The organism is Pseudomonas sp. GM21 (assembly GCF_000282215.1).
GTDB lineage: Bacteria > Pseudomonadota > Gammaproteobacteria > Pseudomonadales > Pseudomonadaceae > Aquipseudomonas.
In genome coordinates this window covers 18,493-28,394 of record NZ_AKJS01000125.1, presented here as the reverse complement: position 1 = coordinate 28,394, position 9,902 = coordinate 18,493, and the positions used below count along the sequence as shown (strand labels likewise).

The 9,902-nt window shown below is 54.7% G+C and carries 8 protein-coding genes and 1 pseudogene; 4 read left to right on the top strand and 5 right to left on the bottom strand.

All coding sequences use genetic code 11. The features are described 5' to 3' along the window. Positions 1-197: 197 nt before the first annotated feature. From hutC to PMI22_RS08560, 5 genes and pseudogenes are all read right to left on the bottom strand, one after another. Positions 198-935 (bottom strand): histidine utilization repressor, encoded by a 738-nt coding sequence (gene hutC / locus PMI22_RS08545; protein ID WP_007947421.1) that lies wholly within the window; start codon positions 933-935, stop codon positions 198-200. Positions 936-1,238: 303 nt separating this feature from the next. Next, positions 1,239-2,771 (bottom strand): histidine ammonia-lyase, encoded by a 1,533-nt coding sequence (gene hutH / locus PMI22_RS08550; protein ID WP_007947420.1) that lies wholly within the window; start codon positions 2,769-2,771, stop codon positions 1,239-1,241. 2 nt (positions 2,772-2,773) lie between these two features. Further along, positions 2,774-4,459, bottom strand: coding sequence for a urocanate hydratase (gene hutU, locus PMI22_RS08555; RefSeq protein WP_007947419.1), 1,686 nt, complete (start codon positions 4,457-4,459; stop codon positions 2,774-2,776). A 244-nt stretch (positions 4,460-4,703) separates the two neighbouring features. After that, positions 4,704-5,139 (bottom strand): annotated as a pseudogene (locus PMI22_RS32100) (UTRA domain-containing protein); the annotation flags it as partial. Between the two features lie 467 nt (positions 5,140-5,606). Then, the gene (locus tag PMI22_RS08560) at positions 5,607-6,542 is read right to left on the bottom strand and encodes a LysR substrate-binding domain-containing protein (RefSeq protein ID WP_033049511.1); all 936 of its coding nucleotides are present in this window, start codon (positions 6,540-6,542) and stop codon (positions 5,607-5,609) included. A 219-nt stretch (positions 6,543-6,761) separates the two neighbouring features. Between PMI22_RS08560 and PMI22_RS08565 the strand changes: the two genes are divergently transcribed. The 4 genes from PMI22_RS08565 to PMI22_RS08580 all read left to right on the top strand — a co-directional run bounded on the left by PMI22_RS08565 (position 6,762) and on the right by PMI22_RS08580 (position 9,861). After that, positions 6,762-7,532 (top strand): ABC transporter substrate-binding protein, encoded by a 771-nt coding sequence (locus tag PMI22_RS08565; protein ID WP_007947415.1) that lies wholly within the window; start codon positions 6,762-6,764, stop codon positions 7,530-7,532. A 136-nt stretch (positions 7,533-7,668) separates the two neighbouring features. Continuing rightward, complete coding sequence (locus PMI22_RS08570; RefSeq protein ID WP_007947414.1) at positions 7,669-8,358, top strand: ABC transporter permease; 690 nt, start codon at positions 7,669-7,671, stop codon at positions 8,356-8,358. After that, a complete protein-coding gene (locus PMI22_RS08575; RefSeq protein ID WP_007947413.1) occupies positions 8,355-9,068 on the top strand; it encodes an ABC transporter permease in 714 nt (237 codons plus the stop codon). The genes PMI22_RS08570 and PMI22_RS08575 overlap by 4 nt, the downstream gene beginning before the upstream one ends. Before the next feature lie 25 nt (positions 9,069-9,093). Then, positions 9,094-9,861 carry an ABC transporter ATP-binding protein gene (locus PMI22_RS08580; RefSeq protein WP_007947412.1) on the top strand — a complete coding sequence of 256 codons (768 nt, stop codon included), beginning with the start codon at positions 9,094-9,096 and terminating at the stop codon, positions 9,859-9,861. Positions 9,862-9,902: the final 41 nt, after the last annotated feature.

Here is a 9,902-nt window from a genome sequence, read left to right as displayed (position 1 = left end):
CCCCCTATCCCTAATGCGGGAGGGAGCCTGCTCCCTGCCTGTAGGCGCTGACGCCGAATCGACCCACGTGCCGACACAAGACCGCACTACCCCAAGTCGGCAGAAATCCAGCATAGACAATGGTTCGCGAGGAATAAGACTGGGTCAGTGTTCATCGGCCAATGGATCAATTCGGCGTCAGCACCAACAATTGGGCCTCAACTGTCTCTGTGCGCCCCATTTACTGGCATGCGACTCCCTAGGCGATAGCGTGAGGACGGGTGAACTAAACGCACGAAGGTGACGATTTTGCTCCGGCTCCAAGTCCGGCGTATGAGCACTAAGCAGGGTTCATTAGCATCGATCTGCATGTGTTTGCTTTCCTCGTAGCTTGGGTGACATGCTTCGACGATATGTTCCATTTCATCGGGCTTGATAACCCGCAACAGGTATTTAGCCGGTTGCAGGTGCTCGCCGAAGTCTTGCGCTAGAAACTCGGGTACCAGCTCTGGATTGACGTAACGATCTTCAAGTTGCACCGGGACGCCCTCTTCGCTGTGCACACATATCAAGTGAAAAACCGAGGATCCGGTAGGGAGACCTAGAGCGGAGGCTACCGGCATCGAAGCCGATTCGCGCCCCAAGTGCAGTACGCGACAGATGTAGCTGTGGCCGCGGGCGAGGATTTCGTCAGCGATATTGGTGATACGCAGGAGGTTCGATTGAGGTTTGCTTTCAGCCACGAACGTGCCAACCCCAGAAATCCGAACTAGATGCCCTTCCTCGGCCAGTTCGCGCAAGGCTCGGTTGACGGTCATACGCGAAATGCCAAGTTCTTGCACCAATTGGTTTTCTGAGGAAATCAGATCACCAGGTTTCCAAAAGCCCGCGCGAATTTGGTCTTGCACATAATCCTTCGCGCGCCGGTAGAGCGCTTGAGGTGCATTTCTGATCATTAGTCAGCCCGTGTCTCTAGTTCGGCAAGGACGCTTGCCAGTACTTGGAAGAAAAGGTCGTTATCCTCACAGCTTCCGATAGAGACGCACAAGTATCCAGTGTAGGCATGCCTTTGAAAAACCATTCTCAGGCGGTGGCCTTCACGAATCTTCATTTACTGCAAACGCAAAAAAGCTCCACATCTATGACGACTGTCCGTCGCCGATAGCCGTAGAGCAAAAAGATGCATGAGCACTGTAATGCGTGGGAAGACTCGACCAATAGTTCAATCGAGACAGGGGCCAAAAGGCCCCTACCCCTGATTACAAGCTAGGCAGCAACTTCGGTAACACAAGTTCGTTCAAGCAACCGGAAGCCAATAGCTCGCTCGCCGTATTGATGTCCGGGGCAAAGAAGCGATCTTTCTCATAGAATGGCACTTCGTTACGCAGAATTGCCCGAGCCTTCTCCAGCTGGTTTGAGGTCTTCAGACCGTTGCGCAGATCCAGACCCTGCGCCGCCGCCAGCCATTCCACCGCCAGAATCCCGCGAGTGTTTTCCGCCATTTCCCACAAACGCTTCCCCGCCGCTGGGGCCATCGAAACGTGGTCTTCCTGGTTGGCTGAAGTCGGTAGGCTGTCCACCGAATGCGGATGGGACAACGCCTTGTTTTCGCTGGCCAGTGCCGCCGCAGTCACCTGGGCGATCATGAAGCCGGAGTTCACACCGCCATTGGCCACCAGGAACGGCGGCAGTTGCGACATGTGCTTGTCCATCATCAGCGAGATGCGGCGTTCGCTGAGGGAGCCGATTTCCGCGATGGCCAGTGCCATGTTGTCCGACGCCATCGCCACCGGTTCGGCGTGGAAGTTTCCGCCGGAAATCACATCGCCTTCAGCGGCGAACACCAACGGGTTATCCGATACAGCGTTGGCTTCGACGGCCAGCACTTCGGCTGCCTGACGGAACTGAGTCAGGCAGGCGCCCATGACTTGTGGCTGGCAGCGCAGGGAGTACGGATCCTGAACCTTCTCGCAATTTTGGTGCGAGTCGGAGACTTCACTGCGATCGCCGAGCAAATCACGGTAAGCGGCAGCGGCGTCGATCTGGCCTTTCTGGCCACGAGCGGCGTGGATGCGCGCATCGAACGGTGAGCGGGAGCCCAGCACCGCTTCGACGGTCAGGCCGCCCAGTGCGAGAGCGCCAGCGAACAGGTCTTCGCCTTCGAACAAGCCACGCAGTGCGTAAGCGGTGGACACCTGAGTGCCGTTGAGCAGCGCCAGGCCTTCTTTCGCGGCCAACGTCAACGGCGTCAGGCCGGCGACTTTCAATGCTTCGGTGGCTTCCAGCCATTCGCCCTTGTAGCGCGCCTTGCCCTCGCCGAGCAGCACCAACGACATATGGGCCAATGGCGCCAGGTCACCGGAAGCACCGACCGAACCTTTCAATGGAATGTGCGGGTAAACCTCGGCGTTGATCAGCGCAATCAGCGCATCGATCACCACGCGGCGGATGCCGGAGAAACCGCGGCTCAGGCTGTTGACCTTGAGCACCATGATCAGTCGCACCAGAGCGTCACTGATCGGCTGACCGACACCGGCGGCGTGGGATAACACTAGCGAACGCTGCAGGTTTTCCAGGTCTTCGCTAGAGATGCGCGTCGAGGCCAGCAGGCCGAAACCGGTGTTGATGCCGTAGGCGGTGCGGTTCTCGGCGAGGATTTGTTCGACGCAGGCCACGCTGGCTTCGATCTGCGCCGAGGCGCTGTTGTCGAGGGTCAGTGTGACCGGGTGATGATAGACGTCACGCAGTTGGGCCAAGCTCAGTTGGCCGGGAATCAGGTTCAGCGCATTCATTTTCAGGCTCCTTTAACCGAAGTAATCATTGGCAGGTTCAGGCCCTGCTCCTTGGCGCAGTCGATGGCGATCTGGTAACCGGCATCGGCGTGACGCATGACACCGGTCGCCGGGTCGTTGTGCAGGACGCGAGCGATACGCTCGGCCGCTTCATCCGTACCGTCGCAGACAATCACCATGCCCGAGTGCTGGGAGAAGCCCATGCCGACGCCGCCGCCGTGGTGCAGGGACACCCAGGTCGCGCCGCTCGCGGTGTTGAGCAGAGCGTTGAGCAGTGGCCAGTCGGACACGGCGTCGGAACCGTCCTGCATCGATTCGGTTTCACGGTTCGGGCTGGCCACCGAGCCGGAATCGAGGTGGTCGCGACCAATCACGATTGGCGCCGACAATTCACCGTTACGCACCATTTCGTTGAACGCCAGACCCAGCTTGGCGCGCAGGCCCAGGCCGACCCAGCAGATACGTGCCGGCAACCCCTGAAAGCTGATGCGCTCGCGGGCCATGTCCAACCAGTTGTGCAGGTGCGCGTCGTCCGGGATCAGCTCTTTGACCTTGGCGTCGGTTTTGTAGATGTCTTCGGCGTTACCCGACAGTGCAGCCCAACGGAACGGGCCGATGCCACGGCAGAACAGCGGGCGGATGTAGGCCGGTACGAAGCCTGGGAAATCGAAGGCGTTTTCCACGCCCTCTTCCTGGGCCATCTGACGGATGTTGTTGCCGTAGTCGAAGGTCGGAATGCCCATTTTCTGGAATTCCAGCATCGCTTTGACGTGTACGGCCATCGATTGCTTGGCGGCTTTCACAACAGCGGCAGGCTCGGTCTTGGCGCGAGCGCGATACTCTTCCCAAGTCCAACCGGCCGGCAGGTAGCCGTTGAGCGGATCGTGGGCGCTGGTCTGGTCGGTGACCATGTCCGGGCGCACGCCGCGTTCGACCAGTTCCGGCAGGATTTCAGCGGCGTTACCCAGCAGTGCGATGGAAATCGCTTTGCCTTCTTTGGTGTATTTGGCGATGCGGGCCAGCGCGTCATCGAGGTCTTTGGCTTGCTCGTCGACGTAACGGCTGTTCAAGCGGAAATCGATGCTGACCTGCTGGCATTCGATGTTCAGCGAGCACGCACCGGCCAGGGTGGCGGCCAGTGGCTGAGCGCCGCCCATGCCGCCCAGGCCTGCGGTCAGCACCCAGCGACCTCTAAGGTCATCGTTGTAGTGTTGGCGACCGGCTTCGACGAAGGTTTCGTAGGTGCCCTGGACAATGCCTTGGCTACCGATGTAGATCCAGCTGCCAGCGGTCATCTGGCCGTACATGGCCAGACCTTTGGCGTCGAGTTCGTTGAAGTGTTCCCAGCTTGCCCAGTGTGGCACCAGGTTGGAGTTGGCGATTAGCACGCGCGGGGCGTTGCTGTGGGTCTTGAATACGCCGACCGGCTTGCCGGATTGCACCAGCAGGGTTTCGTCGTCGTTCAGGTTGGTCAGGCTTTCGACGATCTTGTCGTAACACTCCCAGTTACGCGCCGCACGACCGATACCACCGTAGACCACCAGCTCTTTAGGATTCTCGGCCACTTCCGGGTCGAGGTTGTTCATCAACATGCGCAGTGGAGCTTCAGTCAGCCAGCTTTTGGCGGTCAGCGTACTACCACGCGCGGCGCGGATCTCGACATTACGGAAATGGGATGGCCTGCTCACCTGTAATCCTCTCGAAATGACTTTCTCAGATTATTTTTTGTTTTAGCGCTACAGCTGCCTATAAATACAATCATGTCTATACAACCATAATCAAGCAAATTTTACTCGGCTGTGATTTGTCTTTTGAGACCCGTTCATCTCTCGGGATTACCTGCCGCAGGCGAAGAGCAGGGCTATTTAAAGACGTGGGTTTAGACGAGAAGTGATGTGACTCAGCAATTTGACAGTCATGCGATGTCGCAGGCTATGGCGTGCAATTTACGTTTTTGGCCCCTGAACGCGACTGGCTCAGCCCCAAGCTATGCACGAATCGCACCTCCAAGTGGTGCCGTAAACCCGGCGGAGTAAGATGCCGACGTGACAAACTGATATTCAGACCAAGTCCGCCGACGTATCAATAAACACGCCGCCTAACTGATGATCTGCAGCAGCCTGCACTCCTTCTCGTCTGCCAGGATCGCCTCGACCACTTACGCCCCTTCAGTCAGAGGAGCGGCATTGGAAAGAAAGGTATAGGGCGTATGCATCATGAAATTCTGCCGCAGAAAATCCGCCTCCGCTGTCGCAGTCAACTATCGATCCTCCAGTTGCACCGCCACATTCTCGAAGTGCGCGATCACAGAATGAGACACCCGCTGCCCTTTGTGCATGTCCAGCGAAAAGGCGCGGATAGCGCTAGCCCCCCCTCGCATACCCGTGACGAAATAGGAGAGGTCTGCCTAGGAAGCGTCAAATTTTCCATGACCACGTCGCGATCCGGAGTGAAATCTTCCAGCGCCGTTTGCAATCAAAGAGTCACCACGCGCTACACCGGAAACGAGTAGCGCACTAGGCTGATCGTTAATAGCAATAGGTCGGCAATGGAGGGCGCCAGAAGCATTTGGACAGTCCTGCCCGCGTTGAAGCGCCAGCCTGGTTCGGTGACTGAAATCAAGTCAAGCAAGGGCATTTTTCAATACTCGGCGGATTTAACCGCCTCGCTCAGACTTTCGGATCTGGGACGTAGGGGTTCACATCATGAAATTTTTTTGGGTACAGCTCAGCCAGAATGTGGTCGAGGCGCGTTTTAAAATCAACCGGTTAGCCTGGAGAGCTACATTATCTAATTTAATTACTAGAACCAGCGGACAAGCTACTCTTTGAGTGCTCATGAACCGTTCAACAGTTGCTCGTTTATTGCCATCTGGTCTCGCCCGCGAGCCACCAACCATCGATGAAAATCGCGGCAGTGGGCCTTATCGAAAGCATCTTTGGCCCCGACTAAATAGTAGGAAGATGGTAATTGCAATGCTCTGGCGAATGGCATTATCAAATGCCCGTCCGCTAACGCATCGGTAATCATTGAGCATTGCGCTAACACCACACCCTGCCCCGATACCGCAGCGTGAACAGCCATCGATGACAATGAATAGACCCGATAACCATCCCGCATTTGTGAACAGTCGACTTCTTGTGCACTGAACCAATCGCGCCACGAAGGTGGTGAAGCGAATTTCGGCAGCCAGTCAATGGACAAAAGTGGATATTCCAGCAAATCCGCAGGAGTCCGTAGCGGTGAATCGGCTCGCAACAATTTGGGACTACACACAGGAACGACACAATCCCGGAACAGCTCGATAGCGTGCTCAGTAGACTCATAGTCCCCATAGGTGAGTCGAAAATCGATTTCGTAGCCATCGGGTGCTGGCTCAGCATGACTGCCGTCGAGAAAGAGGTTGAGTTCTGGGTGATCGCTCTGCCACGAGTAAATAAGCGGCGCTAACCAATCTGAAAATAAGGATGGCAACGCGCTAATGCGTAAGTTGCTTGCACTCTTCGACCTCTCGATGTCTACCTGAGCAATACGCAGGATTTCGAACGCTGCCACGCAGCTGTCGTGATAGCGCTGCCCCGCGACAGTCAAGCGAATGCGTTTGCCCACTTTGAAGGTTAAGCTCATACCTAGGCTGTCTTCCAACAACCTCATTTGCTGGCTTACGGCACCCGCCGAGATGCCGAGGCGCCTTGCAGCTTCGACAATTCCACCATAGCGCCCGACGGCTTCAAAAACCTGCAATGCACGCAGAGAAGGCAAGCTGTTCATTAGCATCACCATTAAAGAATTCGCCGTTTAATACTTTAGCTCAGCTACACAAAGCAACAGTTTTTAACATCTTTTCGAATATTCAGACTCTCGTATTCTGGTCTTGCAAACTGCTCGCTCCCAAGGCAGTGGACAAAAAAACACAGTCAGACAAGCGCCATGACGTTGCTTTAATCGACCTACAGCGTGTAACCCATTGACAGACAAAGGAAAATAAAAATGAAAAAATTTGTCCTTGCTTCATTATTAGCACTCGCCTCAACCGGCGTCCTAGCCAAAGACCTCAGTGTCATTCGATTCGGTGTCGACCCTACGTTTGCACCCTTCGAATCGAAAGAGCCAGATGGCCAATTGGTCGGTTTTGATATTGATCTTGGTAACGCTATTTGCGCTCAACTTAAAGTCAAGTGTGTCTGGGTCGAAATCGCCTTCGACAGCATCATCCCGGCACTCAAAGCGAAAAAGTTCGACGGCATCCTTTCGGCTATGACCGTCAACGAAAAGCGCAAAGAAAATGTCGCGTTCTCAGATAAGCTTTACAGCTCCCCCAATCGTCTGATCGCCAAATCTGATAGCGGTCTTCTACCCACCGTAGAGTCGCTTAAAGGCAAGCGTGTCGGTGTGGCCCAAGGCAGCACTCAGGAAGCTTACGTCAAAGCCACCTGGGCACCGCACGGTGTCACCATGGTGTCTTACACGAACCAAGATCTGTTGTACCCAGACCTAGTCAGTGGTCGTATCGATGCAACCCTGACTGATGCGGCAGTCGCGGATATCGGCTTTTTGCAGACACCTAGAAACACTGGCTTTGCCTTTGCTGGCGATACCGTTCAAGACGAAAAGCTACTAGGTAGTGGTATCGCGATTGGCCTACGCAAAGAAGACCAAGATCTGATTAACGCAATCAACGGCGCGCTGGCAGAAATACGCAAGAACGGTACGTACGACGAGATTCAGAAAAAGTACTTCTCCTTCGATATTTATAACTGAAGCCCGTTTCACTGACCGGATCCGATCATCTTATATGGATGATCGAGAACCCCGTCATGCCCCGAAGTTATCCCTTGATTCTCAAGTCCCTAAATGGACGGTCTACGGGCCGCCATTGCCGAAGGAGAGACGGAACATGTTTTTACAAGGCTATGGAGCGATAATTCTTGTAGGTACCTTGGCGACCATCAAGCTGGCATTACTTTCGATGCTGCTGGCCGTTACTCTCGGATTGATCGGTGCCTCGGCGAAGCTTTCCAGCCAGCGATTGCTGCGAATTCTCGCAACAAGCTATACAACGCTCATCCGCAGCGTCCCTGACCTCGTGATCATGTTGCTGCTTTTCTACAGCCTGCAAATATTACTTAATGTAGTTACTGAATGGCTGCAGCTCACGCAAATAGACCTCAACCCGTTTATGGCTGGGGTTTTCACCTTGGGATTCATTTACGGCGCCTATTTCACCGAGACATTTCGCGGAGCGTTTCAATCTGTACCTGCGGGTCAGCTGGAAGCTGCAATCGCGTATGGCATGAGTACCCGGCAAGTGTTTGTGCGGATCCTTTTCCCACAAATGATGCGGTTTGCGCTTCCTGGTATTGGTAATAACTGGCAGGTGTTAATCAAAGCTACAGCGCTGGTCTCAATCATTGGTCTTATCGACATCGTCAAGGTGACTCAGGATGCAGGTAAGCACTCGATGCAATTGTTCTTTTTTAGCTTAGTGGGTGCATTGATTTACCTGTCGATCACCACGGTATCCAATGGCGTTCTGATATGGCTGGAGCGCCGCTACTCCGCGGGCGTCAGAGGAGCTCAGCTATGAGTGGAATCTTGCAGGAGTATTGGCAATCATACCTCTGGTTTGATGGTTACCAACTGTCAGGCGTTGCCATGACCTTATGGCTATTGGTCGCCTCGATCGCCATCGGCGGCCTATTGGCTGTGCCACTGGCAGTGGCGCGAGTCTCAAGAAACCCCTTTATCCGGGGCCCCGTCTGGTTCTACACCTATGTGTTTCGGGGTACTCCGCTGTATATCCAGTTACTACTTCTCTACACCGGGGTCTACAGCCTGGAAATGGTGCGCAACCAACCGGAGTTGAATGCCTTTTTCCGCGAGGGGATCAACTGCACCTTGTTAGCATTTGCGCTCAACACTTGTGCTTACACCACAGAGGTCTTCGCCGGAGCAATTCGTGCGACACCTTACGGTGAAGTTGAAGCCGGACGCGCATATGGAATGTCGAGCTTCACCTTGTACCGACGAATTATTCTGCCCTCGGCACTGCGTCGCGCACTGCCGTACTACAGCAATGAGGTGATTTTGATGCTGCATTCCACCACCCTCGCATTTACCGCCACAGTGCCTGATTTACTCAAGGTTGCTCGCGATGTGAATTCCGCGACTTATTCCTCTTTCGAGGCATTCGGTATAGCGGCGGTATTGTATGCCTTGATGGTGTTTGCCCTAGTCTGGCTGTTTCGTCTCTGCGAAATGCGCTGGTTAGCATTTCTGAAACCTCAGACCCATTGACTAGGCGTCATTAGAGAGCAAGATTATGTACAAATTAAGCGTAGACGAACTGCACAAAAGTTACGGCTCCCATGAGGTTCTCAAAGGCGTATCGCTCAAAGCCAAAGCTGGTGATGTAATCAGCATCATCGGTTCGAGTGGGTCGGGTAAAAGCACCTTTCTTCGCTGTATCAACTTTCTTGAGCAACCCTGCGCTGGGCGCATTACGGTAAACAGCGAGGAAATCCGCACAAAAAAAGATATCAACGGCGCCTTACGAGTGGCCGATCAATGCCAACTGCAAAAAATACGCACCAAATTGGCCATGGTATTCCAGCACTTCAATTTGTGGCAGCACATGACCGTGCTGGAAAACATCATCGAAGCTCCCGTCCATGTTCTGGGCATCAAACGCAAAGAAGCCGAGCAGCGTGCGCGCCAATATTTGAGAAAAGTGGGTTTGGACGCGAGTGTCGAAAGCAAATATCCCTCTCACCTCTCGGGCGGTCAGCAGCAGCGAGTAGCGATTGCCCGGGCACTGGCGATGGAGCCAGAAGTCATGCTGTTTGATGAACCGACATCAGCGCTCGACCCTGAGTTGGTCGGTGAAGTGTTGAAGGTGATGCAAGCCTTGGCCGAGGAAGGCCGAACCATGGTGGTGGTCACCCACGAGATGGGTTTTGCCCGCAACGTCTCCAATCACGTCATGTTCCTGCATCAAGGCCGCGTGGAAGAAGAAGGCCACCCAAGCGAAGTGTTGGTCAATCCGCAAAGCGAGCGCTTGACGCAGTTCCTCTCCGGCCGTCTGAAGTAATTCAGCGCACTCTTTCAACCGTGACTCAAGGCGCCTCCTGA

What these genes read in the sequence shown, in the direction of transcription:
- PMI22_RS08580 (WP_007947412.1), top strand. Translation starts at nt 9,094, where the DNA reads ATGTACAAATTAAGCGTAGACGAACTGCACAAAAGTTACGGCTCCCAT.
- hutH (WP_007947420.1), bottom strand. Translation starts at nt 2,771, where the DNA reads ATGAATGCGCTGAACCTGATTCCCGGCCAACTGAGCTTGGCCCAACTG.
- PMI22_RS08570 (WP_007947414.1), top strand. Translation starts at nt 7,669, where the DNA reads ATGTTTTTACAAGGCTATGGAGCGATAATTCTTGTAGGTACCTTGGCG.
- PMI22_RS08575 (WP_007947413.1), top strand. Translation starts at nt 8,355, where the DNA reads ATGAGTGGAATCTTGCAGGAGTATTGGCAATCATACCTCTGGTTTGAT.
- PMI22_RS08560 (WP_033049511.1), bottom strand. Translation starts at nt 6,542, where the DNA reads ATGAACAGCTTGCCTTCTCTGCGTGCATTGCAGGTTTTTGAAGCCGTC.
- PMI22_RS08565 (WP_007947415.1), top strand. Translation starts at nt 6,762, where the DNA reads ATGAAAAAATTTGTCCTTGCTTCATTATTAGCACTCGCCTCAACCGGC.
- hutC (WP_007947421.1), bottom strand. Translation starts at nt 935, where the DNA reads ATGATCAGAAATGCACCTCAAGCGCTCTACCGGCGCGCGAAGGATTAT.